General features: G+C 56.8%; 25 protein-coding genes and 1 tRNA gene. 7 read left to right on the top strand and 19 right to left on the bottom strand.

The window, feature by feature from the left end:
- The first annotated feature begins 9 nt into the window (after positions 1-9).
- The gene (locus tag ACP7BE_RS18280; protein ID WP_426106769.1) at positions 10-4,371 is read left to right on the top strand and encodes an AvrE-family type 3 secretion system effector; all 4,362 of its coding nucleotides are present in this window, start codon (positions 10-12) and stop codon (positions 4,369-4,371) included.
- A 132-nt stretch (positions 4,372-4,503) separates the two neighbouring features.
- Here the strand turns inward: ACP7BE_RS18280 and hrpT are convergent, their stop codons facing one another.
- The 18 genes from hrpT to ACP7BE_RS18190 form a co-directional block, all read right to left on the bottom strand.
- Positions 4,504-4,707 (bottom strand): HrpT family type III secretion system protein, encoded by a 204-nt coding sequence (gene hrpT / locus ACP7BE_RS18275; RefSeq protein ID WP_095003187.1) that lies wholly within the window; start codon positions 4,705-4,707, stop codon positions 4,504-4,506.
- Positions 4,704-6,656 carry a type III secretion system outer membrane ring subunit SctC gene (gene sctC / locus ACP7BE_RS18270; RefSeq protein WP_426106766.1) on the bottom strand — a complete coding sequence of 651 codons (1,953 nt, stop codon included), beginning with the start codon at positions 6,654-6,656 and terminating at the stop codon, positions 4,704-4,706. The genes hrpT and sctC overlap by 4 nt, the downstream gene beginning before the upstream one ends.
- 68 nt (positions 6,657-6,724) lie before the next feature.
- Positions 6,725-6,943: a type III secretion protein HrpF gene (locus ACP7BE_RS18265; protein ID WP_095019658.1), complete on the bottom strand. Its 219-nt coding sequence runs from the start codon at positions 6,941-6,943 to the stop codon at positions 6,725-6,727.
- 21 nt (positions 6,944-6,964) lie between these two features.
- Positions 6,965-7,579, bottom strand: a complete 615-nt coding sequence (gene sctL, locus ACP7BE_RS18260; protein WP_426106764.1) for a type III secretion system stator protein SctL — start codon at positions 7,577-7,579, stop codon at positions 6,965-6,967.
- Positions 7,557-8,102: a type III secretion protein gene (locus ACP7BE_RS18255; RefSeq protein WP_426106762.1), complete on the bottom strand. Its 546-nt coding sequence runs from the start codon at positions 8,100-8,102 to the stop codon at positions 7,557-7,559. The genes sctL and ACP7BE_RS18255 overlap by 23 nt, the downstream gene beginning before the upstream one ends.
- Positions 8,099-8,854: a type III secretion system inner membrane ring lipoprotein SctJ gene (gene sctJ / locus ACP7BE_RS18250; RefSeq protein ID WP_095019656.1), complete on the bottom strand. Its 756-nt coding sequence runs from the start codon at positions 8,852-8,854 to the stop codon at positions 8,099-8,101. Before sctJ ends, ACP7BE_RS18255 begins: the two co-directional genes overlap by 4 nt.
- A gap of 8 nt (positions 8,855-8,862) precedes the next feature.
- A complete protein-coding gene (locus ACP7BE_RS18245) occupies positions 8,863-9,231 on the bottom strand; it encodes an EscI/YscI/HrpB family type III secretion system inner rod protein (protein WP_218723674.1) in 369 nt (122 codons plus the stop codon).
- Positions 9,232-9,328: 97 nt separating this feature from the next.
- Positions 9,329-9,556 (bottom strand): hypothetical protein, encoded by a 228-nt coding sequence (locus tag ACP7BE_RS18240; RefSeq protein WP_095003180.1) that lies wholly within the window; start codon positions 9,554-9,556, stop codon positions 9,329-9,331.
- 296 nt (positions 9,557-9,852) lie between these two features.
- Positions 9,853-10,770, bottom strand: coding sequence for a sigma 54-interacting transcriptional regulator (locus ACP7BE_RS18235; protein WP_133144320.1), 918 nt, complete (start codon positions 10,768-10,770; stop codon positions 9,853-9,855).
- 250 nt (positions 10,771-11,020) lie between these two features.
- Positions 11,021-12,085, bottom strand: a complete 1,065-nt coding sequence (locus tag ACP7BE_RS18230; protein WP_095003178.1) for an FUSC family protein — start codon at positions 12,083-12,085, stop codon at positions 11,021-11,023.
- 136 nt (positions 12,086-12,221) lie between these two features.
- Positions 12,222-13,322, bottom strand: a complete 1,101-nt coding sequence (gene ychF / locus ACP7BE_RS18225; RefSeq protein ID WP_086798695.1) for a redox-regulated ATPase YchF — start codon at positions 13,320-13,322, stop codon at positions 12,222-12,224.
- Positions 13,323-13,345: 23 nt separating this feature from the next.
- A complete protein-coding gene (gene pth, locus ACP7BE_RS18220; protein ID WP_426106757.1) occupies positions 13,346-13,930 on the bottom strand; it encodes an aminoacyl-tRNA hydrolase in 585 nt (194 codons plus the stop codon).
- 166 nt (positions 13,931-14,096) lie between these two features.
- Complete coding sequence (locus tag ACP7BE_RS18215) at positions 14,097-14,684, bottom strand: 50S ribosomal protein L25/general stress protein Ctc (protein ID WP_426106755.1); 588 nt, start codon at positions 14,682-14,684, stop codon at positions 14,097-14,099.
- A gap of 139 nt (positions 14,685-14,823) precedes the next feature.
- The gene (locus tag ACP7BE_RS18210; protein WP_019825119.1) at positions 14,824-15,765 is read right to left on the bottom strand and encodes a ribose-phosphate pyrophosphokinase; all 942 of its coding nucleotides are present in this window, start codon (positions 15,763-15,765) and stop codon (positions 14,824-14,826) included.
- A 45-nt stretch (positions 15,766-15,810) separates the two neighbouring features.
- A tRNA-Gln gene (locus ACP7BE_RS18205) sits at positions 15,811-15,885 on the bottom strand.
- A 37-nt stretch (positions 15,886-15,922) separates the two neighbouring features.
- Positions 15,923-16,783: a 4-(cytidine 5'-diphospho)-2-C-methyl-D-erythritol kinase gene (ispE, locus tag ACP7BE_RS18200; RefSeq protein WP_426106753.1), complete on the bottom strand. Its 861-nt coding sequence runs from the start codon at positions 16,781-16,783 to the stop codon at positions 15,923-15,925.
- A gap of 1 nt (position 16,784) precedes the next feature.
- Positions 16,785-17,411 carry a lipoprotein insertase outer membrane protein LolB gene (gene lolB / locus ACP7BE_RS18195; protein ID WP_095023089.1) on the bottom strand — a complete coding sequence of 209 codons (627 nt, stop codon included), beginning with the start codon at positions 17,409-17,411 and terminating at the stop codon, positions 16,785-16,787.
- A 3-nt stretch (positions 17,412-17,414) separates the two neighbouring features.
- On the bottom strand, positions 17,415-19,139 hold the full coding sequence (locus ACP7BE_RS18190) for a tetratricopeptide repeat protein (RefSeq protein ID WP_426106750.1): 1,725 nt from the start codon (positions 19,137-19,139) through the stop codon (positions 17,415-17,417).
- A 201-nt stretch (positions 19,140-19,340) separates the two neighbouring features.
- On the opposite strand from ACP7BE_RS18190, the gene hemA reads away from it, so the two are divergent.
- The 6 genes from hemA (at position 19,341) to ACP7BE_RS18160 (ending at position 24,674) form a co-directional block, all read left to right on the top strand.
- Positions 19,341-20,624 carry a glutamyl-tRNA reductase gene (gene hemA, locus ACP7BE_RS18185; protein ID WP_095003174.1) on the top strand — a complete coding sequence of 428 codons (1,284 nt, stop codon included), beginning with the start codon at positions 19,341-19,343 and terminating at the stop codon, positions 20,622-20,624.
- Positions 20,625-20,626: 2 nt separating this feature from the next.
- On the top strand, positions 20,627-21,709 hold the full coding sequence (prfA, locus tag ACP7BE_RS18180) for a peptide chain release factor 1 (RefSeq protein ID WP_095003173.1): 1,083 nt from the start codon (positions 20,627-20,629) through the stop codon (positions 21,707-21,709).
- Positions 21,710-22,540, top strand: coding sequence for a peptide chain release factor N(5)-glutamine methyltransferase (gene prmC, locus ACP7BE_RS18175; RefSeq protein ID WP_095003172.1), 831 nt, complete (start codon positions 21,710-21,712; stop codon positions 22,538-22,540).
- Entirely contained in the window at positions 22,534-23,289 is a 756-nt protein-coding gene (locus tag ACP7BE_RS18170) for a molybdopterin-synthase adenylyltransferase MoeB (protein WP_426106747.1), read from the top strand. Before prmC ends, ACP7BE_RS18170 begins: the two co-directional genes overlap by 7 nt.
- Entirely contained in the window at positions 23,282-24,073 is a 792-nt protein-coding gene (gene murI / locus ACP7BE_RS18165; RefSeq protein ID WP_426106745.1) for a glutamate racemase, read from the top strand. The genes ACP7BE_RS18170 and murI overlap by 8 nt, the downstream gene beginning before the upstream one ends.
- Before the next feature lie 82 nt (positions 24,074-24,155).
- Positions 24,156-24,674: an acyloxyacyl hydrolase gene (locus tag ACP7BE_RS18160; RefSeq protein WP_095001103.1), complete on the top strand. Its 519-nt coding sequence runs from the start codon at positions 24,156-24,158 to the stop codon at positions 24,672-24,674.
- Positions 24,675-24,684: 10 nt separating this feature from the next.
- Here ACP7BE_RS18160 and ACP7BE_RS18155 read toward each other — a convergent pair whose 3' ends face one another.
- A complete protein-coding gene (locus ACP7BE_RS18155; RefSeq protein ID WP_095001104.1) occupies positions 24,685-24,990 on the bottom strand; it encodes a YkgJ family cysteine cluster protein in 306 nt (101 codons plus the stop codon).
- Between the last annotated feature and the right edge of the window lie 19 nt (positions 24,991-25,009).

Here is a 25,009-nt window from a genome sequence, read left to right as displayed (position 1 = left end):
CGCTATTCCATGGTCACTCACTCTTCATCAGCCAGTCAGAGTAGAGCAGTCATGGACGTCAATTTTTTTGAACCCGCAAAGCCAGCGCCGTCAGAAATGCGCGGCACAGCCTCCCCGAACACTTCTGGCCCCACCGAATCGGTGCAAATGACCGGTTTTCGTCACTATCAGCAGCCCTCTCTGGCATTCAGCGCCAGCCTGGCTGAAGGAAAAGTCGTGACCCAAGGCTCGTATGTGGGCCAGGACATTGCCGACCAACTGAATCAGTTGTCCAGGCCGTTTAAGCAAGATGCCCCTTACGCAGGCCCTGCCCGGAACCTGCGAATCAGGGACGACAAATTTAATGTATTTCATATCCAGTCCACCCCTGCCGCCGCTGCAGTACTTAAAAGCAGTCTTCCCCTGAGTTTTTACCCGTCGCCCCCGATCAATCCCGGGCGTGCCCATCTGGGGCAGATAAGCGGTGTGCAAACAACCGCCGAAGGCGGCCAGTTTCGTGTGGTCGACCAACGCCTGTGCCGGTTTGAAGCACAGACGCTTCGTTGGTTGCCCGACAAGGACGAGGCTCGATACAGGCGTATTGGCTTGAGTGCTCAAGGGCAACTGATGAAAGTGCCGCAGGGTGTGTCGGACATGAGCATTGATGGTAAAACGCAGGCGAGCCTTGAGGGTTCCACGCTAAAAATCAGTCGCGACACAGCCGATGCTGTCCTTTGTCTTGTTCCCGTCAACGAGTCGGGTAAACCGGTGCAACTGGCGCATCTGGGGCTGGCGGGCGATGTGCTGTACGCCTCGACACCTCAGGGTGAATTTTTGTGCGCGAACCTGCGCAATGCCGAGGGCGGGCAATTGGTCATGCGCCCTGAGTCACTCGATAATCTTGAGCAACTGCATCAGGGCGCAGTCAGCATCAAGGGCTTTATGCATGATGATCAAGGCCGGCTCAACGCCCTTGTCCTAGACTCCCGCCGCCAGTTACACAGCACCCCTTTAAGCCATGGCCCTGATCAGGCATCGGGCTGGAACCTCAGTGATGTGATCCTCAGAGTGAACGACACAGGTTTGCCCGAGCCCGGGCTGCAGACACTCGCCGGTCGTGTGGACCTTGGGCCGCGGGGCAAGGTTGCGCTTGAGGGCAACACATTGCTGTGCTGGAACGAGCGCTCACAGCAATGGGATAAAAGCGCTCACCACAATGTGGAGCGACTGGAGCGTGGCCTGGATGGTCGCGCTTATGTATTGCAAGGTGCAGAGCTGAAAGCGCTGGCAATCCATAAAACGCGGGATGCTGCGTACAGCGGTGCCAGTTATGACCTGACACCTGTTAATGATGCTCATGCCCATATCAACCTTGGTGGCGCCATGGTTGAGAATAACGAGCGAAAGATCACCGGTTTTGCTATCGATAACGCCAGGCAATTTGTAACGCTTGATGCTGAAAACAAGCTGATTGCCCACGTCAACGGAAAGGCCAGGGTCTTGACCTTTACCCGGCCTAAAGAGCTTGTGGCGCTGGCACTTGACCGTCAGGGAGATCTGTATGCACAGACCGGCGCCGGCGAACTGCTCAAGCTCGACAAGGCTCACTGGCAAACCCCTTGCACCTCAGCGCTCACCTGGACTCCCGTGCCGGTGCCGGACAATGCGCCGGTCAAGTCGTTGCGTATGGGAGCAGGTCAGCAATTGATCGTCAGCTGGGGTGAAAACAATGCGCAACAAAAAAGATGGGGTGAACACTATCGGCAGTTGATTGTTTCAGCGGATGGCGACCCGCAATGGAAACCTTTAACGGCACACTCAAACACCCCCGCGAGATCACTGGGTACGGTGTTGGGCAACGCTGAGTTGAAGAGTCAGGACAACGGCACCTCCTGGGCCGTGACCTCCGATTGTTTTGGCCACAAGACTGAAGCCCTGTCGGTTGATCGTGGGGTTATTAAAAGTGCTTTAGCCCATTTTCATCCTGTTCAGGGGATCAAGAATATCGGCCTTGGTATCCAGCATGATGTTAAAGGGCGACGCGGGCTGGCAGACCTCTACGCGGATGTGCGGGAACTGCAGGGGCTATTGCGTACGCTGGCGAGCGTGACACCCCGTACGATGGATATTTCAAGTCGCCTTGACCGCCTGGGCGAGGGCCAGCCAACCCAGGCCCTGGCCACAAAACTCAAGCGTTTTCTGAGTCAGGTAGAAGAGTGCAGCGTGCAATTGGCCAGGCGATTGGGCGAGATCAAGGGAGCCCGTGTGATCCCGGATTATCTGCCCACAACGAGTGGCAAACCCACTGAAGGCTCAGCGAGCAACCTGTCCCGAATTCGCCAGTCCTTCGAGAATATGGGGTCTTCAAAGTCTGATATCACAGCGGCCTTGCTGCGCAGTTACGAAAAACAGGGTGTTTGTTTGTCGTTGCACGACGCTGGTCTGAAACGTGATTTGAGCAATTCGACCGGGCTGATCGAGAGCGATTTGATTCAGCACGCCCGCACACTTTTCAGGCTGCTCAAACTGGTCGATCGGCTGGAGGGTAAAGCGCCTGATCAGGCCGAAATAACAGCCCGCCTGGAGAGTGCGATAGAGAACTATCAAAACAGCCCGGTACACAAGAAAACATCGCAGAACATCAATGGATTGAAGCAGGCAGAAACGCTCTATAACAACTTCAAGTTGTTGGCCAGGGACTTGGGTACCCCGGGATCAGCGCTCAATTTTCATATAACCACTACCTTGGGGCTCAATCCACAAGAGACGGTCAAGCAGGCTCTGCTGCAATGCATTCAAAAGTCTGAAAGCGGCCAGTCAGTTGCATCGAGCCGGAGCAAAACCTTATCGGCATCCCTGTTCTTACTTCCAGTCCCGTTGCTTGAAATCATAGGGGGTGTTTCTAGAGACAATACCAACGGCATAACGCTGACTCGAACCGATCAGGGGGTCAGCGTTGACATCAATATGGGCACTGGCCATACCGTCACTGGTTCTGTAGGCGTCGGTAACATGTTGCTTCCCTCCGAGGTGCCACTCGAAGGCCGGCTCAGGGTAGGGGCTGAGACTACATTGGCGTTGACGCATGAAAACGAGCAAAGCGTCAGCTTTGATATCAGGGAGGCAGATTTTCCCGCAATGATGGCCATCCTCACCGGGGAGAAAGGGAACGTTTTCGACTTGCTGGATCTTGGCAGCAATCACAAGAGCGGCACGAGCTCGAAAAATGCTTTGGGCTGGAGTGTGTCAGCTCATGTGCAGGCGCGCTTTCATATAATCCCGGAAACCTCGAATGCCCCCGGTGCCCTGCTACGTACCATGGTAAATGCGGGGGGGAATCTTCAGCTGTTTCATGCGGACCAGCGCAAGGCTGTCGCCTTGGGGCAGGATGAGACAACCCGGGCCCAAAGCGTGAATACCCAATGGTTAGCCAGAGGCAGTGCCTCTTTAGGCGCGGCGCCGGCCAATGGCGCCTTGTGGACTCAGCTCGGTTCCGATGGGCCTACGTGGGTGCCTTATATCACGAGTGATTCTTCGTTCACCCTGGGGTTTGATCGCAGTGTTGCCCGCAGCATGCGTTTTACCTTCAAGCAGCCTGCTGTGATCGATCAGGCGCAAGTCAATGGGTTACGCGATGCCTTGTCCCGGCATTCTGCGCCACTCAAGCAACACCTGGCCTCGTTTGCAGCAGAGGGCCCACTGGTGGAGCAACTGCAACATCTGCATCGTCTATTCATTCAGCTACCGTCACCGGCTACCCGTTCTGAAGAGCACCATGCCCTCAATGAACAGCTGCAAACCTGCCTTCACCAGCAGGCGCTGGCCGCACAAGGTCGGCGAGTACTCAAATCAGTTGAAAGAACGGTTTCCTATGTGGGGGTAAAAGGTGGCCCTGACCATGAGTGGCTGAATGACGCTGCGCCTGCTAACAAGGCGGCAATTCTCCGGCTGTTTGCCCAGCAGCCACAATTCGAGCGGATCATCAACGACCTGGAAAGCAGCCAGGGCACCTCGGTAGTGATCGGGCTGGAGGTCAAGCCGAAGGTACTGCGCATGATTGACAATCAGATCGGGGATGGGCCTAACGCCATAAATGATGTGCAAAAGGCCCTGGAAAACCCGGACAACCTGCGGATTAAAACCTTGGCTGTAAGCTATACGGCAACTAGAACCGACGCTATGAAGACCCCCATTCCTCTTGTGGCCTACTCCAGCAGGGCAGCCTTGAGCAATTCCTGCAAACTCCTCAACATTGAGTTGAAATACGGTATGGATCAGAACACTCCCTTGCGCGTTGAGTTCAAGGATACGTTGCCCTCGGCTCGTATTCGGGAGCTGAATCCCGAGCAGCTTGACCAAAAGATCCGGCATGGCCGCAGCCCTTTGATGTAATGACAATACCGGCCTGGCTGATAATCAGACAGGCCGGTACATGGGGGTGAGGGCAAAGACCCTGCGCAGGATTGGACGCGTGGGTTTGAATGTCTTCAGATCACCGGGGCAATGGGTCGTTGCACGGTTGATCTAGGGTTCCAGAGGCACAACGTGATGGTCTGAACGTTCAGCATACGAGCCTGTTTCTGTACGCATGTGTGGTGGCCACCAGATCACCAGCGTCCTGGCGCTGGAGGCCGGGCGCGCGCACAGGTCTGCACGGCAATCCGAGGTGCAGCCTTGCAACAGTCCAGCCATGGCCGCCGCCATGGCAACTGCGATCAGCCGAGTCATGGCGTGGCCTCCAGCAATGATGGCCGAGACACGCTTGATTGTTCGTCGGGCTCGGGTGCTCGTGTCGCGATAAACACCTCCGCACGTTCGCCGGGCGCCAGCCACGGAGTCGGCCAGACACTCACCGCCAGGGTGCCGGCAGTGCTGCAATCACGTTCATCGACGCGCACCCGGCTCTGGCTCTGGTTGTGCAATACCAGTACGGCCACGTTGTAGTCCTCACTTTCGTACCACTGATGACGCTCGGTATCGACTTTCAGAGACGTGAACGCTTTGCACAGGCTGCCCGTCCGGGGCGGCATCGGCATCGCTGTGAACCGGCCAGGCACGTGGCCCGTGACCAGTTGACGGAACACCCGGGTAATATCGGAGCGCTGAATCACTGGCTGCTTCGCATCACGCCGTCTCAATCGGGTCAGCGCTGCCTCCAGTTGCGCCTGATCCGATTGTGGCAGGTAGCGGGCAGGGTTGGTCTGGTCGCCAATCAGGCGGGGTGTCAGGATAAACAGCCGCTCACGGCGATTTTTAGTGTTCTGCGTGGACGAAAACAGCAGCTTGCCCAGCCAGGGGATATTTCCCAATACAGGGACTTGATTGCGGCTGTCGACCTCTTCAGCGACATGAAAACCGCCGATGACCAGGGATTGTTTTTCGTGGATCACTGCCTGGGTACTGATGTTGCCTTTGCGAACATCCGGTGTGGAATGCTGCCCTGTGTTATCGGCAAAGGTGCCGTCTTCGATATCGATGATCAGGTGAATCTGATTGGCGCCACTGGCTTCGATTACCCGGGGTATGACCTGGAAACTGGTGCCGGTGGTGACCGGCATGATGTTGGCCACGCCCTCACCGACGGCCTGGATATATTGCGTGCGATTGAAATCGATAACAGCGGGCTGGTTTTCCAGGGTCATGATCGAGGGGTTGGATACCACCGTTGCCAGCCCGCGGGCTTCAAGCGCCTTGATCTCGGCTGTAAAACGGTCAGTCTGGATCATGGACACGGTTGTCGGGGAAGTGCCCGACCACCCAGTAGCCATCCCGAAACGGCCGCTCTGAAAGCCCCATTTCGTCCCCAGTTCGTTGAGTTGGGTGCGGTTGATATCGAGAATCACGGCGTCTATTTCCACGAGTTTGCGCGGGACATCGAGCTTGGCGATCAGTGCCTGATAGAGCGTCCGGCGTTCGCTGGCGTCGTAGATCAACACGCTGTTGTTACGCACATCGGCCTCCACGCGGATGGCGTTCAGGCCTGATGATTTCAAATCGGCGGTGAGCGCGGGCGGTGGTGGATTGCTTGAATAAGGCATGCGGGAGGCCGTGCCGGATACTGGCGAGGGGCCGGGGGAGGGAGCAGCGAACGGGCTCGATGACTTGGTATCGAGCAACCCGCGCAACAGGCTGGCGATACCGGGCACACTCAGTTTTTCGCCCCGATAATCGATCTGCCGGTCTGCCGCATTGGCGAACTGCAGTGTGAAAGTCAGCACATCCTGTTTATTGGCGGGTTCTGCCCGTTTGCGACTGAACTGCCTGATCTGCTCGATATAGCGTTTGGGCCCGGACACCAGTACCACGCCGATATCCGGCAACTCGCCCCAGCCGAAACGCTCATCCAGCAGGCCTATCCGGGTCAGGGCCAGCTTCAGATCGGCAATGGTATCGTCCGCAACTTCAAGGCTGCTCGTGGTCTGCTGGTCAAGCGAACTGATGTAGAGCGTGTTGTTATGCACAAACCACTGGAAACGGTGTTCCAGTGCAAGCCGCTCCATTAAACCGGTGAGCGTGTCGGCGCGCAGCTTGCCGTTTACGACGCCTTGAAGCGCGCCATCAATCTGTAGTTGCAGGCCCACGGTATGGGCAAAGGCCCCTAGAAAATCAGGCACTGACAGGTTATTGGCTTCATGGGCATAAGGCGTTTTTTGCCACTCCTGTGGAACGGCGGCCATCGCCCCGTTGGCTAGCAAAAAAAGAGCTGGCAACAGGGCCCGTTGCAGGGAGTGCTTGAACCCGAGCATCACTGCACGGCATCAATAATGCTTTTGGTCAGGCTGTGCTTGAATCGGGTTTGCTCGTTGATCGAGAAACTGGCAATGGCCATTTTTTGTGAAGCGTCGAGGAAGCGCTGCATGTCTTCGGGGCTTGCTTGATTGTTCAGGGCGATCTCCTCCAGTTTTTTTTGGGCCTGGATAAAGCGGGTGTCAATGCGACGCTGGATGCTTTCGAACGAAGCCATAGAACCTCCATCAGTCAATACTCACCACTCAGTGGTAGCTCCTGCTGGATCAGTTCCATCAGTGGTCATGGGGATCAGCAGCGCCTTGAGCGTTGTGGCCCAGTCAATGCGCAGGTCGTGTTGCGCAGTGACCAGCACCAGAGCGAAGGGGTCGAGGCGTTCATCTGCTTGCAGTTGCCATGCGGTATCCGGGCGGGTGCTTAGCCACTGCCGTACAGGTGCAAGCATCTGCGGGTGGCAGCGCAGGGTTGCATTCAATGGCGGACATTGGGCTGGCAGCAGTTGCGCCAGCAAGGCATTGATTCGCATCTGTGGTGGCACCTCACCGAGCAATCGCTCCAGAGCCTGATTGACCACTTGCGAGGCGCTGGTTTCAATCGCTTGGCACAAGCCGCCATGTTCCTGTTGCCAACGCGCCAGATGGGCATTGGCCTGTTGCCAGAATTCGCTGTGGGCCTTTTGCAGCAGCGTTTCGGCAGCGTTTTCAGCGTTACTCAGCAGTTCGTCTGCCTGGGCACGTGCCTGGGCCAGCACCTCATTGGCCAGGCCGCAATCGATCAGGGTCTGGCTGCTGATCAGTACCTGGGGCAGCCCGGTTGCGCCTGGCTGCAGCTCAATCGTGCGGCGTGTCAGCATGGTTGTGCCCCTCGTCGCCGGCTCGTGTGTGCCACAACACTGTTTGCCAGAGCGTTCGGAGTTTGGCCGGTGAAATGGCCTGCACCGGTTTTTGCTCCAGCGTTTCGATCCGTGCAGGGGCAAAGCGCAGTCGCAACCTCTGCCAGACCGGTGGTTCGAGCCATGCTCTGAGCAGTTGCAAGGGATCGTCGGCGGGCTCGAGCCAGTCCTGCGGGTGCAAAGCCCTGGCAAGGCGCTGGCACCACAAACGCTGCGTGTCATCCCGTGCAGCGGAAGGTGTAGTGCGGCAGATACGCTCGACCCTTTGCAGCAACGCGTCATAGTGCGCCGGTTGCGCCAGTGCCAGCTGCATCAGGCTGGTTGTGGGCGCACAGGGCAGGCAGGGGGCGATACCCAAGCTCTTGCTGGCGCCTGCATGCTGGTTGCGCAGCAAGGCGGGCGATGCGTCAAGGATCTGCCAGTGCGGATGAGCGTAGCGCCATGGCAAGGCCCACCACTGTACCCAGGCATCAATGTCATTCATGCAGAGCCCTTTTTGCGCAGCTTTAACCATACAACTGGCGTAATGATTGCCAGCAGGCACCCTGTCACCAGTGCAGCGAACAGGCTTTTCCAGAACCCCAGGTCTTGCTGCGGCACCAGAAAAGGTCCGAAGAACAGCAGTTGCTGGTTGTCCTGAAACGCGGCGGCAAGAACAAAAACCGTGGTTATTTTGTGCGGGTTGTCGATTGCCATTGCCATGCCCGGAATGCTGCTGGCAACCATCCGCCGTACCCGCGACTGGATGCCGTCGGGGTCCAGTCTGGCATCGTGTTTGATAAACACCGAAGCGGATGCGGGCTGCACGGCCTCACCTGGCGCCACACGCTCGGGCAGTACCACATGCACGCGCGCGACTATCACCCCGTCAATGCTCGACAGTGTGGCTTCAAGCTCTTGTGACAGCGCATAGATGTAACGGGCGCGCTCCTCAAGTGGCGTAGAAATGACACCTTCCTTGCGAAAAATATCACCCAGTGTGGAGCGCTTTGTTCTGGGCAGGCCAGCCGCCGACAGCGAGTTAATCGCCCGGCTGATAGCTTCTGTTCTGACACGAATGGAAATGCCATTTTTATCGGGGACTTTTTGAGCGTGGACCTGTTTGTCTGCCAGTTCAGCAATGACTGCATTGGCCTCCTGTTCGGAGAGCTGGCTGTGAAGCACCACGCTTTCACCACAACCGGTGACGGCCAGCACGAGCAGGAAACACACGCTCTTGATCAGGCGCGCTGCCATGCGGTTACCTAAGACAGATTGGTGAGTTTTTCGATGGCTTGTGACGTCTTGCTGATCATCTTGGCGCTCAGCACGGTCTCAAGGTGGAGCGCCGACAGGGCCCGGGTGGATTTGAGCATGTCGAGGGGGTCGGTGCTGGTACTGGCTTTTTGCAGGGCCCTTGCGGCGGTACTCGACAGACCCGCTAAAAGTGCAGAGCGCTGTTTGAGTGGGTGGCTGGTCAATTTATCGGATATCTCGGTATTGGTTGCTTTAGTTGCCGTGGCAAGCAAGGAGGCGTTGAACCAATGGATATCGGCCAGTTCGGGGGTGTGCGAGGGTAGTTCAGAGGCACTCAAGACGGCCTGGGGGAGCTTCGAAGGAAAGTGGGTTTTCATTTGAAACCTCAAGCTGTGAGTTGTAGTTGCATGCTTGTGTGGCTGCACGCCCCGATTGGCCGGATGCCCCATTCGAGATGGGGCGGTATGAATAAAATCAGTACGAGATGGCCTTGGCAGCTGCAAAGGTTGCATTCATTGACTTGCTACTTGAGTCCATTACTCCGGCGGCTATGCCGTTTCTCGTGTCAACTCCCGTTTTGTGCATGGCGGCCGCGGCGGCTTTCCATTCCTGTTCGCGCGCAAAGTTTTTTTGCGCTTGGAGGGGGTCGTCGCCAGCACCGCGCGCCATTCCTGCAAAGAGTCCAAATAGTGCTCCAAGCATGGTCTGTATCCTCTTGGTTTTTTTTAGGAAGGTCAGAACGAAATTTTATTATTTATGTATATGTTCGTTGGAGCAGGATCGATGTTTTTGGTGTGAGTATTTGCCGGGTTTGCAGGGGGCATTCTTGTTTTTCCAAATCCGCCAAGTGCGTTGAGGACCTGGCTCGCAAAGGGCATTACAAGTGACAGTAAAGGGAGCATGTATGTACCTCTTTGGTTCGGTATCGGGAGTGCAACAGAACGTCTGTTCGCTATTTAAGTGTCGATATCAATGTGGGCAGTTCCAGTGGGGGTTGCTCAGTAAATGTCTAATTGTTTCATTCGGTGGTACAGCGTGCGTTTGGCAATCCCAAGTTCGATTACCACAGAATCGATACAATTAAAGTGGCGTCGCATGCAGTCTGCGATCAACTGCTTTTCTATTTGTTGCAGGCGCATTTTTAAATTTAGAATTGTGGATTCATGTTCACAGGGAGACGTATCCAGCGGGGGTAGCCCAAGCACAAAGCGCTTTGCTGCGGAGCGCAACTCCCTGACATTGCCCGGCCAGTCGTGACAGATGATCTGTTGTAGCAGCGAAGTGTTCGGTACCGGTATGGATGAGTTGAAATGCCGGGCCTCGCGCTGAATAAACTCCATAAACAAGGGGGTAATGTATTCGCGTCGTTCTCGCAAAGGCGGCAAGTGCAGGTTCACGACATTCAGGCGATAGTACAGGTCGCACCTGAAATGACCTTGTGCCACCAACTTCGCAAGGGAGGTTTGGGCCGAGGCAATCACACGCATGTCCACGGGGATGAATGTTGTCGAGCCCAATCGCTCAACACCACGGGTTTCCAGAACGCGCAACAATTTGGCCTGCAAAGTCAGCGGCATGCTGTCTATTTCATCCAGGTACAGAGTGCCTTTATCTGAAGCTTCTATAAATCCTGCTCGTGATTGCAGGGCGCCGGTGAATGCGCCCTGGGTGACACCAAATAACTGGCTTTCCGCCAGACTCTCGGGGATGGCCGCGCAATTGAGTGCGATATAACGACCACGGCGCCCGGATAAGGTATGCAGATGCTCGGCCAATGTATCTTTGCCTGTGCCTGTTTCACCATGAAGCATTATGTCGATATTTTGTGCTGCCGCATTTCTGACAGTAGCGTGAAGTTGTGTGTCATCGAAAAAATATAGGCTTGAAGGCTCTTTGTCCGGGCGAAAGGATCCCATTGAATATACTCCGGCGCCATGTTTTTTTGTGAGGGGAAATTCGCAATGTTAAACAGGTATAAACAACGCTTTTTATTTTATAGTTTGAAGGTGTTGACGGTTTAAACCAAGGCCTGAACTGGCCGCCTGTCGAGAGCTAAAACACATAGACACGGTAAGGATTAGTATTTATTGGCGTAGGGATAGCGTGCCTTACCTCCATGGATCGAACTTCGTGGAGGTAAGGGTAAACGGGTATTTATTCGTATTTTTATTCAGGGTTTTTTCTGCTATCGCCCTGAGTCGTAAATCCGAAGGTCAGAAGGGCGCTTTCAACGGTGCTCAAGTGCTGCATGCACAGCTGCCACGGTGCTGACACAACATCGGCCGATTCATCGCCGGCTACGGGGATGAGTACCGGGTGTTCATCGTCGCTGGCGATCGAGGCGCAGCCTGAAGCAACGTTTGCCAGCCGTTCGTGGAGGGAGGACGGTGCCGGGCCCTGTTCCTTGCGCAAGGCATCGGCAAAGGCTTCTGCAAACAACAGGGAGCTGGCGTATAAACGCACGGCGTGGCGCTCGTAACGGCTGGCAATGTCTTTGACTTCCCGTGATACAAAGCGCCCGCGCAAGGTCCAGCGGGCGGTATTGCGGGCCATGCTGATGCCGTTCTCCAGGGCAATAAGGCTGTCGTGGGCCCTGGAAAATATCTGCACGGCATTTTGAGCCTTGGCCGCATCTTGTCCTTCGAGAGCTTGCAGGCTTTTACCGAATCCCGACGCCAACTTTTCGAGCAACTCCTTGGCGGAGCTGTCGATAATGCCGATCGGGTTGGGGGTCAGCAGTATCTGGCTGAAAACCAGCCCGACGCATGAGCCCACGACCACATCAAGCATCCGTACCACGCCAGCACTTTCCGGGCCTACGGCCAGCATCAGCACCGCCGATACACCGGCCTGGATGGGCACCACGGCCCCCAGGCCATAGAGTGCCGCGATGGCGATGGCAGAGAAGGTGGCAAAGCCAATACGCACCAACGGGTAAGCATCCGGCAACCACAAGGCGGCTTCGCCTACGATGATCCCGGTGGCGACACCCACCATCAGGCCCACCGCTTGCTTGCCATGACTGGGCAGGCCTGGAGCCAGGCACACCACGGCACTGATTGCGGCAAACACGGGGTGTATGTGACCGAAAAAATGCCGGGCGATAATCCACGCCAGTGCGGCGGCAATGGCTGAGGCCAGGGCGTCTCGCCAGCCCAGGGACCAGCGGGCCTTGATTTTTTCGACTATGGGGTCGGTATAGCGGCTGAGGAATTTGGCGCGGGGAATCATTGAGGCTCCCGATCATGAGGTGAGATGGCGTTAACCATAGACCGTTGTTGCGCCCCGGAGTGCGCCCCGGAGTGCGCCACAAACGCCAGGCCAAAAAAAACCGCGCCTGGGCGCGGTTTTTTATACGTGTGCTGTATTACACGTTGAAACGGAAGTGCAGGACGTCACCGTCTTTAACGATGTATTCCTTGCCTTCCAGACGCCACTTACCGGCTTCTTTCGCGCCCGCTTCCCCGTTGAACTTGATGAAATCGTCGTAGGCGATAACTTCAGCGCGGATAAAGCCTTTTTCGAAGTCGGTGTGGATCACACCGGCTGCTTGAGGGGCGGTCGCACCTACTTTTACTGTCCAGGCGCGAACTTCCTGCACGCCGGCGGTGAAGTAGGTTTGCAGGTCCAGCATTTCGTAACCGGCGCGAATCACACGGTTAAGACCAGGCTCTTCAAGGCCCAGGGCCTCCAGGAACATGTCTTTCTCTTCGCCGTCATCCAGCTCGGCGATTTCTGCTTCGATCTTGTTGCAGACCGGAACAACGATCGCGCCTTCTTCTTCAGCGATAGCCAGCACAACGTCCAGCAACGGGTTGTTCTCAAAACCGTCTTCAGCCACGTTGGCGATGTACATCACCGGCTTGGTGGTCAGCAGGTGGAAGCCTTTGATGATGGCTTTCTCATCTGCGTCCATGTTCTTGATCAGGCTGCGTGCCGGCTTGCCCAGGGTGAAGTGGGCGATCAGCTGTTCCAGCAGGGCTTTTTGGGCTACGGCTTCCTTGTCACCGCCTTTGGCATTGCGCGCGACTTTCTGCAGTTGCTTTTCGCAGCTGTCGAGGTCGGCGAAGATCAGCTCAAGGTCGATGATTTCGATGTCGCGTTTCGGGTCAACGCTGTTGGAAACGTGAATAACGTTTTCGTCTTCAAAGCAGCGGACCACGTGAGCGATGGCATCGGTCTCACGGATGTTGGCCAGGAACTTGTTACCCAGGCCTTCACCTTTCGATGCGCCAGCCACCAGGCCCGCGATATCAACGAACTCCATGGTGGTCGGCAGGATACGCTGTGGCTTGACGATGGCAGCCAGCGCGTCCAGGCGTGGGTCGGGCATCGGCACGATACCGGTGTTCGGCTCGATCGTGCAGAAGGGGAAGTTCTCGGCCGCGATACCGGACTTGGTAAGGGCGTTGAACAGGGTGGACTTGCCGACGTTAGGCAGGCCGACGATGCCGCAGTTGAATCCCATGGTGTTTCCCCTCGGAAAAAGAGTCAGGCCTTCTGGCTGTGCAGGTTTTTCATCGCACGGTTCCATTCCCCGGCGAGGATATCCGGCAGCACGCCGAGGGCAAAATCGATGCTGGCACCCAGTTTTTCCTGTTCGGCGCGTGGCGCACGACCGAGGACAAAGTTGGACACCATGCTGGCGACGCCCGGGTGGCCAATGCCAAGCCGCAGACGGTAGAAATCTTTGTTGTTCCCCAGTTGCGCGATGATGTCGCGCAATCCGTTGTGACCTCCGTGGCCGCCGCCCAGCTTGAGCTTGGCAACGCCTGGCGGGAGATCGAGTTCGTCGTGGGCCACCAATATGGATTCCGGCGCAATGCGGTAGAAACCGGCAAGCGCCGCAACGGCCTGGCCGCTTCGGTTCATATAGGTGGTGGGAATCAACAGACGAACATCCTGACCCTGGTGGCTGAAGCGCCCGGTCAGGCCAAAATATTTGCGGTCTGCAACGAGGTTTACCCCATTGGCTGCCGCGAGACGCTCAACAAAAAGGGCCCCTGCGTTATGCCGGGTCTGTTCGTATTCGGTGCCTGGATTTCCCAGGCCAACGATCAGTTTTATGGCGGTCACGACAAGGGCCCTTCTATGGAGTTGTGGATAACATCGCCGCTAACGGTTAGCGGCGAAAACGGACAAGAAAGCGGGTTTACGTGAGTAAACTTCGCGATCTTGTCCGCTTTACTCGCTGCGTGTTAGCTCGCGATGTTTCTCAAGACTCCAACGACAGAGTAATGAATTACTCTGCTGCTTCTGGTGCAACACGTGGAGCGTGAACGTTGGCTACTGCCAGGTCGTTACCGTGTGCCAGAGCTACGAACTCAACGCCTTTAGGAGCGGTGATGTCCGACAGGTGAATGATCGAGCCGACTTCAGCGTTAGCCAGGTCAACTTCGATGAATTCAGGCAGGTCTTTTGGCAGGCAGGAAACTTCGATTTCCGCAACAACGTGGGAGATCTCGCCGCCTTTCTTGATCGGAGCCGCTTCACCAACGAAGTGAACCGGTACGATTGCAGTCAGTTTTTGACCAGCAACAACGCGTACGAAGTCAGCGTGCATCACGTGGCCTTTAGCCGGGTGACGTTGCAGAGCTTTGATGATCACGTTTTGCTTAACGCCGCCAACGGTCAGTTCGATAACGTGGCTGTAAGCAGCTTCGTTTTCGAGCAGTTTGGCAACTTCTTTAGCCAGCATGCTGATGGATTCAGGGGCTTTTTCGCCACCGTAAACTACACCTGGAACCAGGCTTGCGAGACGACGCAGGCGGCGGCTCGCACCTTTCCCCAGGTCGGAACGCACTTCAGCATTCAGAGTAAAATCGTTCATGTTGTATCTCCAAAATAACCACATCCGCCCTGGCGTTTGCGACCAGCGCCATGGACGGTATGGGCAAAAAAGCCCCGCCCCAACGGATTGCTGGGGCGGGGCGCTTTTCGTCAGCAGAAGTCCTGAAAGGGCAGGGCCCTTATCGGAACATCGCGCTGATCGATTCTTCGTTGCTGATGCGGCGAACCGCTTCAGCCACAACCGGTGCGATATCCAGTTGGCGGATACGCGAACAGGCTTGTGCGGCAGCGGACAGCGGGATGGTGTTAGTCACCACCAGCTCATCCAGCATGGAATTTTCGATATTCTCGATTGCCCGACCCGACAGCACAGGGTGTGTGCAGTAGGCGAACACTTTGGAAGCACCATGCTCTTTCAAGGCTTTAGCCGCGTGGCACAACGTGCCGGCGGTATCGACCATGTCATCAACCAGAATACAGGTACGCCCTTCGACATCACCGATGATATGCATCACTTCAGAGTGATTGGCTTTCTCACGGCGTTTGTCGATGATACCCAGATCGACGCCCAGGGATTTGGCAACAGCACGTGCACGCACGACGCCGCCGATATCCGGGGACACAATCATAAGGTTCTCAAAGCGCTGATCTTCGATGTCATCCACCAAAACTGGGGAGCCATAGATGTTATCTACAGGAATATCGAAGAAACCCTGGATTTGGTCAGCATGCAAATCAACCGTGAGAACACGATCGATGCCGACTACGGTAAGCATGTCAGCAACAACTTTTGCGCTGATAGCCACACGTGCGGAACGCGGACGGCGATCCTGACGGGCATAACCAAAGTAAGGAATAACAGCAGTAATACGAGTCGCTGAGGAGCGGCGGAAGGCATCAGCCATCACGACGAGTTCCATCAGGTTATCGTTGGTCGGAGCACAAGTCGGCTGAATGATGAAAACGTCTTTACCGCGGACATTTTCATTAATCTCAGCGGTAATTTCGCCGTCGGAAAACTTGCCGACAGAGATGTCACCGAGTGGGATATGCAGCTGACGTACGACACGCCGAGCCAGATCGGGGTTAGCGTTCCCCGTAAAGACCATCATCTTGGACACGCGCAGTACCTGAAGGCTGAGGGTAACCTGGATGAGTATAAGAAATGGCAGGGGCGGCTGGATTCGAACCAACGCATGGCAGGATCAAAACCTGCTGCCTTACCGCTTGGCGACGCCCCTGTATCTGTTGCTACGAGTACCGTGTACCCGTTTCCTTTTACAAATTTTGCAGCTTGCGATGCAACATCGAAACGTTGCTTCCTTTTGCTACAAACCCTGTAAGGGTCTCTGTAAGAAGGTGCAGCACTTTATCAGCATCTGCTTCGTTTGGGAAGGCCCCAAATATACAACTTCCAGTTCCAGTTAATTTTGCTTCGGTATATTTACCTAACAAATTCAAAGCGTTACGTACTTCTGGATAACGCTCCTTCACTACTGCTTCGCAGTCGTTTCGGCTGTTTCCCTTGGGAACGGGGCGCACTTTAATGGGCAAAGAGTCACGTGTCAACAACGGATCTGAAAATATTTCTGCAGTACTTACAGATACTTGCGGGACAAGCACCAGATACCAGGGTTCTTCTGGCTCGGCAGGCGTAAGAATTTCGCCGACACCTTCAGCAAATGCGGCGTGGCCACGAACGAAAACCGGGACGTCGGCCCCAAGAGTCAGGCCCAGCGCTGCCAGCCGGTCTTCATCCCAGGCCAGTTGCCAAAGATGGTTGAGCGCGAGCAGTGTGGTGGCGGCATTGGAACTGCCGCCACCGATGCCGCCGCCCATGGGCAACACTTTTTTGATCCAGATATCGATCCCCAGAGGGCAAGCGGATTGTGCCTGAAGCTTTTTTGCGGCCTTGACGATCAAATTGTCGTCATGAGCAACACCGGGGAATTCGGTGTGCAGGCAAATGACTCCGTCGTCACGCACGGCAAAGGTCATTTCATCGCCGTAGTCGAGAAATTGAAACAGCGTTTGCAGTTCGTGATAGCCATCTTTGCGACGACCGAGAATGTGCAGCATCAGATTAAGCTTTGCCGGGGAGGGCAAAACCAGAGTGTTTCGATTCAGACGGTCTTGCATCTTATTGACCCAACAAGCGAGGTTGCCAATCTTTAACCACGAGCGTGACATCCAGATCCGGGCCGTGCAGCTTGACCCGCTCAGGCAGCCAGAAGCCGTTTTGCTCGACATAGCTCAAATATTCGATTTTCCAGCCGTCCTGTTCCAGGTTGGCCAGGCGGCTGTCAGCATTCAATGTTACCCGGCTTTTGCTGCCGGGCGCAGGCAAGCCGCGTACCCACCAGACCAGATGTGACACTGGCAGGCTCCAGCCCAATTGTTCGCCCAAAAGCGCTTCAGGGGTCGGTGCTTCATAGCGGCCCTGATTGGCCACTTCCAGAAGCACGTTGCCCGGGCGCCCGGTCAGGCGAGCGGCTCCGCGGCCCAGCGGACCGGAAAGGCGTATGTCGTAATAGTCCTGGCGCTGCAGCCAGAACAGCGTGGCGCTGCCCGATTCTTTAGGGGCGCGAATGCCGACTTTGCCGCTGATTTGCCAGCCGTCGAGCCGGGTCAATTGCTGTTTGTGGGCTGACCACAGGGCAGGGCTGCCGTGGCCTTCTACGGATTCGCGGGCGCCGAAGCCCGCGCAACCGGCGAGCACGGCAATCAGGCTGAAAACCACGAGATGGCGCAAGTGACGATAAAACATGAGTTAAAGAGTCTCTGATCCGGTCAGGCGCAAAATGGTTTTGCGCAGAATAGGGCTGTCAGGATTTTCTTTAAGAAAAGTGCCCCAGATTGTTTTGGCTTCACGCTGCTTGCCATTGGCCCACAGCACTTCGCCCAGATGAGCGGCTACTTCCTGATCAGGAAAACGCTCCAGCGCCTGGCGCAGCAAGCGTTCGGCCTCATCCAGATTGCCAAGGCGATAATTCACCCAGCCCAGGCTGTCGAGCACAGCAGGGTCGTCCGGGTTCAGATCATAGGCTTGCTGGATCAGCGCCTTGGCTTCCGTGTAGCGAGTGGTTCGATCCGAAAGCGTATAGCCCAGGGCGTTCAATGCCATGGCGTTGTCAGGTTCACGCTTGATGATGGCGCGTAAATCCCGCTCCATCTGATCAAGATCGTTACGTTTCTCGGCCAGCATGGCGCGTGAATACAGCAGGTTGAGATCGTCTGGGTATTGCTTGAGTGCTTGTTGCAACGTGCTCCAGGCGCGATCAGTCTGGTTGTTCGCCGCCAGGGTTTCGGCTTCTATCAAGTACAGCTGGATGGCGTAGTCGGGCTGTGCACCACGGGCCGAGGCCAGTTTTTTCGAGGCTTCGGCGCCGCGACCATGGCTGATCAGGATGTCCGCCTGGCGCAGTTGTGCGGGCAGGTATTCGCTGCCGGGACCTACCAATGCGTACTCAACCAGTGCGCCCTCGGGATCATTGCGTTCTTCGGCGATGCGGCCCAGGTTCAGATGCGCCGAGTCGACATGGCTGTCGCGCTCGATCAGCTCTTGCAGATAGCCTTCGGCTTCGTCCCAGGATTTGCCTTCCAGGCAAACCAGTGCCAGCGAGAATCGCAGCTCATCGTCTTCGGGGTATTGCTCCACCAGGCTGGCAAACTGCACTTTTGCCTCGGCCATGCGGTTCTGCTCGACCAGGGTGCGCGCATAGGTCAGGCCCAGGCGCTTGTCATCGGGGTACTGGCTGACGCTTTTTTTCAGCAGGGGCAACGCTTCATCACCGCGGTTGAGGCTTTGCAACAAACGGGCGCGCAACAGAATCGGGGCGACTTCGCCGTTTTGCGGCGGGTTCTTTTCCAGTAGCTTCAGCGCGCCTTCGGCATCACCGTCCTGTTGCATCAACAAGGCCTTGCCGAAAATCAGCTGACCGTTGTCCGGGTGCTTGGCCAGCAGGCTGTCAAAACTTTTTTGCAGACCTGCCCGGGTATCCGCATCGGTTTCTATGGCCGCCAGGGCCAGGAAATCGAAGTGAGTATCACCCTTGGCCTGCAGGACTTTTTCCATGTAGACCAGGGATTCGTCATAACGGCCGTTGCGCGCCAGCTGAATGGCTGCAGCACGTTGCGCCTCGATATCGTCCGGGGCGTTTTTCACCCAGATCAGCGAGGTATCCAGTGCGGCCTGGTCGGCGCCCAGATACTCGGCGATACGGAAAGCGCGTTCGGAAACTCCCGGATCCTGCGTGTTGATCGCTTGCGTCACGTAGTTATCGAGGGCGATATCCAGACGATTGCGCTGGCCGGCCAGCTCGGCGCTCAACAGGCTGTACAGCGTGTCTTCGCTGAACGAACTGTAGACCGTGGGTTTTTCCGGGGTGGAGGAAACGTCTTCTGCCGCGGATGAGTCATCCGGGGACGTGGGGGCCAGAGCCTGGCAGCCACTGAGAAGGACGAGAGCGAGGAGCAACGCGGAGGATCTATTCATATAAGAGATGGGCGACTTACCTGCGGTCTGGGCATCATGACACATGCAATGGTGCAAACCATAACAGGTGCGACTATCGATATCCGGGGCTGATGATGTGTTCAACAGACGTTAACTATAGAGACAATAGTCAGCAATGGTTGTTCTGAATCTGGCGAAGTAGGACAATTGTCGGCTTCTTGTCATCATCAGCGATCTTGAATGGCCTTCCTCGCACTCGGTATTAACCACAAGACTGCTTCAGTAGACGTCCGCGAGCGCGTGGCTTTTACTCCGGAGCAGTTGGTTGAGGCCTTGCAGCAGCTCTGCCGCCTAACCGACAGTCGCGAAGCTGCGATCCTCTCCACCTGCAATCGCAGCGAGCTCTATATAGAGCAGGACCACCTTTCGGCAGACCGTGTGCTGCAATGGCTGGCGGACTATCATGACCTGAGCCTCGATGAACTGCGTGCCTGCGCCTATATCCATGAAGACGACGCAGCCGTTCGTCACATGATGCGCGTGGCTTCAGGCCTGGATTCGCTGGTGTTGGGCGAACCGCAGATTCTCGGCCAGATGAAGTCTGCCTATGCCGTGGCGCGTGAGGCGGGCACGGTCGGGCCGTTGTTGGGGCGCTTGTTCCAGGCCACGTTCAACTCGGCCAAACAGGTGCGCACCGACACCGCCATCGGTGAAAACCCGGTTTCGGTGGCCTTTGCCGCGGTGAGCCTGGCCAAGCAGATCTTCAGCGATCTGCAGCGCAGCCAGGCCTTGCTGATCGGTGCGGGCGAGACGATTACCCTGGTCGCCCGCCACCTGCATGACCTGGGAGTAAAGCGTATCGTGGTGGCCAACCGTACCCTGGAACGCGCCAGTACCCTGGCTGAGCAGTTTGGCGCCCACGCGGTACTGCTGTCGGATATTCCCCAGGAGCTGGTACACAGCGACATCGTGATCAGCTCCACGGCCAGCCAATTGCCGATTTTGGGCAAGGGCGCGGTCGAAAGCGCCCTGAAACTGCGCAAGCACAAACCGATCTTTATGGTCGATATTGCCGTTCCCCGGGATATCGAGCCTGAAGTCGGTGAGCTGGACGACGTGTACCTCTATACCGTCGACGACTTGCACGAAGTGGTTGCGGAAAACCTCAAGAGCCGTCAGGGCGCGGCCCAGGCGGCAGAAGAGCTGGTGAGCATCGGCGCTGACGATTTTATGGTGCGCCTGCGTGAACTGGCGGCTGTGGATGTGCTCAAGGCCTACCGCCAGCAAAGCGAACGCCTGCGTGACGAAGAGCTGCAAAAGGCCCAGCGCATGCTCGCCAACGGCAGCAATCCGGAAGATGTGCTGGTACAACTGGCGCGCGGGCTGACCAACAAATTGCTTCATGCCCCCAGCGTACAACTGAAAAAACTTTCCGCCGAAGGCCGCCTCGATGCGCTGGCCATGGCCCAAGAACTTTTTGCCCTCGGTGAGGGCTCATCGCATAGCTCTGCGGATAAAAAATAGTAATGAAAGCGTCACTGCTTAATAAACTGGACATCCTCCAGGACCGTTTTGAAGAACTGACCGCATTGCTTGGCGATGGCGAAGTCATTTCCGATCAAACCAAATTCCGCGCCTATTCCAAGGAATACTCGGAAGTTGAACCCATTGTTGCCGCTTACGCGCAGTGGCTCAAAGTGCAGGCCGACCTTGAAGGCGCCCAGGCGTTGCTCAAGGACAACGACCCGGACATGCGCGAAATGGCAGTCGAGGAAGTTCGTGAAGCCAAAGAGCGATTGATCGAACTGGAAAAAGACCTGCAACGCATGCTGCTGCCCAAGGATCCGAATGACGGGCGCAACGTGTTTCTGGAAATTCGCGCCGGCACCGGTGGCGATGAAGCGGCGATTTTTGCCGGTGACCTGTTTCGCATGTACTCGCGCTACGCCGAGCGCCGTGGCTGGCGGGTTGAAATCCTGTCCGAAAGCATCGGCGAGCATGGTGGCTATAAAGAAGTCATTGCCCGTGTCGAAGGTGAGAATGTTTACGCCAAGCTGAAGTTCGAGTCCGGTGTACACCGCGTGCAGCGTGTACCTGCAACCGAATCCCAGGGTCGTATCCATACCTCGGCCTGTACCGTGGCGGTGCTGCCAGAGCCCGATGAGCAGGAAGCCATCGAGATCAACCCGGCCGATTTGCGTGTGGATACCTACCGTTCCTCCGGAGCCGGTGGCCAGCACGTCAACAAGACCGACTCGGCCATCCGCATTACTCACTTGCCCTCGGGCATTGTGGTGGAGTGTCAGGAAGAGCGTTCCCAGCATAAAAACCGGGCGCGGGCGATGTCCTGGCTCTCGGCCAAATTGAATGACCAGCAAACCAGCGCCGCGGCCAATGCCATTGCCAGCGAGCGCAAGTCGCTGGTGGGCTCGGGGGATCGTTCCGAGCGCATCCGCACTTACAATTTCGCGCAGGGGCGAGTGACTGACCATCGTGTCAACCTGACCCTGTATTCCCTGGATGACGTACTGGCTGGCGGCGTTGATGCCGTTATCGAGCCTTTATTGGCGGAGTTTCAGGCTGATCAACTGACAGCCCTGGGTGAATAAATGACTATTATTGCCAGCTTGTTGCGTGCTGCTGAACTGCCTGATTCACCTACGGCCCGTCTTGATGCGGAGCTGCTGCTGGCCGCTGCCCTGGGCAAGTCGCGCAGCTATCTGCACACATGGCCCGAAAAAATCGTTAGCAGCGAAGCCGCCTTGACCTTCGCCGAGTACTTGCTGCGCCGCCGTGCCGGAGAGCCGGTGGCCTATATTCTGGGGCAGCAGGGTTTCTGGAACCTTGATCTGGAAGTGGCGCCGCATACGTTGATCCCGCGCCCGGACACCGAACTGCTGGTCGAAACCGCGCTGGCCCTGCTGCCCGCAACCCCGGCCAAAGTGCTGGACCTGGGCACTGGCAGCGGTGCAATCGCCCTGGCTTTGGCCAGTGAACGTGCCGCCTGGCACGTCACGGCAGTTGACCGCGTGCTTGAGGCCGTGGCTCTGGCCGAGCGCAATCGCCAGCGTTTGCAGCTCGACAACGTCAATGTGTTTACCAGCCATTGGTTCAGCGCGCTGGACGACCAGCGTTTTGACCTGATTATCAGCAACCCGCCCTATATTGCTGCCGGTGATGTTCACCTGGCGCAAGGCGATGTGCGTTTCGAACCTGAAAGCGCTCTGGTTGCCGGTGCCGATGGCCTGGACGATATCCGCCAGATCATTACCGCTTCTGCGCAGCACTTGAATGCAGGTGGCTGGTTGATGCTGGAGCACGGTTACGATCAGGCTGCAGCTGTGCGCCAACTGTTGCAGGACGCAGGTTTTGCCGAGGTTGAAAGCCGCACGGACTTGGGCGGCCACGAACGTATTACATTGGGCCGCCTGCCGTGCTGACCGACGAGGAGCTGTTGCGCTATAGCCGACAGATCCTGTTGCAACAGGTTGATATCGATGGCCAGCTGAAGCTGAAAAACAGCCGTGTGCTGATTGTCGGGCTGGGTGGGCTGGGCTCGCCCGTCGCGCTGTACCTGGCCGCCGCCGGTGTCGGCGAGCTGCATCTGGCTGACTTTGACAGCGTTGACCTGACCAATCTGCAGCGTCAGATCATTCATGACACTGCCAATGTTGGCGAGAGCAAGGTGGACTCGGCGTTGCGCCGACTGCGCCTGATCAATCCGCATCTCAAGCTGGTTGCCCACCGCTCGGCGCTGGATGCTGATTCGCTGGCCGACGCCGTTGCCGCGGTGGATCTGGTGCTCGACTGCTGCGACAACTTTGCCACCCGTGAAGCGGTGAACAAGGCCTGTGTTGCGGCGCGCAAGCCGTTGGTCAGTGGCGCGGCGATTCGCCTTGAGGGGCAGCTGTCGGTGTTTGACTCGCGCCAGAGTGCCAGCCCTTGCTATCACTGCCTGTACGGGCATGGCAGCGAAGAGGAGCTGACCTGCAGCGAAGCCGGCGTCATTGGTCCCCTGGTGGGGGTGATCGGCAGCTTGCAGGCCCTTGAAGCGCTCAAGGTATTGGCCGGGTTTGGTGAGCCACTGGTGGGGCGGCTGTTGCTGGTCGATGCCTCGAACACGCGTTTTCGCGAATTGCGGGTCAAGCGCGACCCGGCCTGCAGCGTATGCGGTACTGGCCATGAGTGAGGCGCCGATTGGCGTTTTCGACTCCGGCGTCGGTGGCTTGTCGGTACTCAAGGAGATCCACGCGCTATTGCCCAACGAGTCGCTGCTTTATGTGGCGGACTGCGGGCATATCCCCTATGGCGAAAAAAGCCCCGAATTCATTCGTCAGCGCTGCGCGGTAATGGCTGATTTTTTCCAGCAGCAAGGCGCCAAGGCGCTGGTGCTGGCCTGTAATACTGCAACGGTGGCTGCGGTGGCGGATTTGCGTCAGCGTTACCCGACCTGGCCCATGGTCGGTATGGAGCCAGCGGTCAAACCGGCGGCAGCGGCCACCCGCAGTGGTGTGGTAGGCGTACTCGCCACGACCGGCACATTGCAGAGCGCCAAATTTGCCGCCTTGCTCGATCGTTTTGCCAGCGATGTGCGGGTTGTCACTCAGCCATGCCCGGGCCTGGTGGAACTGATCGAAACCGGCGACCTGCACAGCGATACCTTGCGTACTTTGTTGCGCGGTTATGTCGAACCGTTGCTGGCCGCGGGCTGTGACACCATTATTCTTGGCTGTACGCATTACCCCTTCCTCAAGCCTCTGCTAAGCCAGATGCTTCCTGGTTCGATTACCCTGATCGACACCGGTGCCGCCGTGGCGCGCCAGCTCAAGCGATTGTTGGCTGAGCGCGGCTTGCTGGCAGCTGGCCCGCCTGCTGAAACGCAGTTCTGGACCAGCGCTTCTCCTGAACACTTCGGAAATATCCTGCCTGTGTTGTGGAATAAATCTGGCGTTGTGCGAAGCTTCGGTCTGTAAAAAAACAGAACTTATGCTTCATGACACCTGCCTGATGAAGCGCATAACCACTGACATGGGCATATGAAAATAGGATTTTCTTATGAAGCGACTTTTTTGTTTGGCTGCGCTTGCAGCCGCTGCACTGGGGCAAAGTTTTACTGCACAGGCTGCCGGGCTTGAATTTGCGGTGGGGCACACCAGCGAATCGACCATGACCTACCGTCTGGGCTTGAAATCTGATTGGGACAAAAGCTGGCTACAAAGTGATGTGGGGCGTCTGACCGGCTATTGGGATGGGGCTTATACCTACTGGGAAGGTGACAAGTCATCCGCGAGTAATAGCCTATCGTTCTCGCCCGTGCTGGTGTACGAATTTGCCGGTGGAAGCGTAAAGCCCTATCTCGAAGCCGGGATCGGGGTGGCGTTGTTCTCGCACACTGAAGTGGAGGGCAACCGTCTGGGAACAGCTTTCCAGTTTGAAGACCGTTTGGGGTTTGGCCTGCGCTTTGCCGGTGGTCATGAGGTCGGGATACGTGCGACCCACTATTCCAATGCCGGGATCTCCAGCACCAATGACGGCGTAGAAAGCTATGCGCTGCACTACACCATGCCGCTGTAGGGGCAGGTATTTAGCGATACGCCGTGGCAATGCCCTGGCGTTCATTGAGGCATTCGACTTCGCCCATTTCGAACTCGCGGCAAATCAGTGGTCGAAGCTCATAGATGGTGCACATCATGGTGTTGCGGTCCAAAGCCGCACACCAACCATCATCCAGGCGCAGCATCACTTCGCCGCCCCAGTCATCCTCTGCAATAAAACGCTCGGGCACACCGGTATCGGTGATCAGCATCACTTCCAGCTGGCAGCAGCATGCCGCGCACGTTGAACAGGTAACGGCGGGTTCGGTAATTTCGGTCAGGGGGATGTTGGTCATAGGCGTGCAGTGTAAGGCA

Source organism: Pseudomonas sp. TWR1-1-3, assembly GCF_049896805.1.
Taxonomy (GTDB): domain Bacteria; phylum Pseudomonadota; class Gammaproteobacteria; order Pseudomonadales; family Pseudomonadaceae; genus Aquipseudomonas; species Aquipseudomonas bubulae.
The sequence above is the reverse complement of the archived record's forward strand: the minus strand, read 5'-3'. Positions and strand labels throughout refer to the sequence as shown.